Origin of the sequence: Mesorhizobium caraganae (assembly GCF_016836705.1) — a bacterium.
Taxonomy (GTDB): Bacteria; Pseudomonadota; Alphaproteobacteria; order Rhizobiales; family Rhizobiaceae; genus Mesorhizobium; species Mesorhizobium caraganae.
Map to the genome: position 1 here is coordinate 1 of NZ_JAFCGY010000108.1, position 772 is coordinate 772.

A 772-nucleotide genomic window follows, 5' to 3' on the forward strand; every position below is an offset into this window, starting at 1 on the left:
ACGTTGGTGAACAGGCTCGCGACGGTTGTCGCGCCGAAGGCGATCACTGTGCCGTCGACGTCGGTGTCGGCCTGCACCCCGGCGGTCTCGTCGTGGCGCACCGACGCCGTGCCGCTCGTCACGGCCGCGATGGTCGGCCCGTCATCGTCGAATTTGACGAGCAGGCCGATGTCGTTGCCGGAGTCGGTGGCGGTGTCGCCGTCGCCGTCGGTACGGGTGACGCTCATCTGCACTGCGCCCGACGCCAGCGTGATCGTCTCATCGTACGAGGCGCCGCCGGTCGGATGCTTCAACGACAGATACTGGGAGAGGAAGACCTCGCCATTGGCCGCGTTCGTCGCCAGTGCGAACGCCACCGTGCCGGCGGGATCGGCGGTGTCACCTCCCGCGTTCTCGGTGCCGACCCGGCCGAGAATCAGGCCTGCGGCGGTGCCGGTGCCGTTATACAGGAAGATCTTGGTGCCTGCGGTGGTCTCCACCCCAGAGTCGGTGCCGTTGACCACGCTCAGCGCATAGCTGAGCTCCTGCGCCGCCGGCCCATCGGCCCCGGCGCTGCCGCCGGTCACGGTCAGCAACGAAGCGGAGCTGCGGGCGAAGCCGATTGCGCCGGTGCCCGCCACATCCGGATCGTCGCCAGGCGACGGCACGTTGGTGAACAGGCTCGCGACGGTTGTCGCGCCGAAGGCGATCACTGTGCCGTCGACGTCGGTGTCGGCCTGCACCCCGGCGGTCTCGTCGTGGCGCACCGACGCCGTGCCGCTCGTCACGGCCG

1 protein-coding gene is annotated in these 772 nt (G+C 69.8%); it reads right to left on the reverse strand.

The features are described from left to right. The coding region (locus JQK88_RS35505; protein ID WP_203281241.1) for a DUF5801 repeats-in-toxin domain-containing protein at window positions 1-772 on the reverse strand (772 nt) is incomplete at both ends.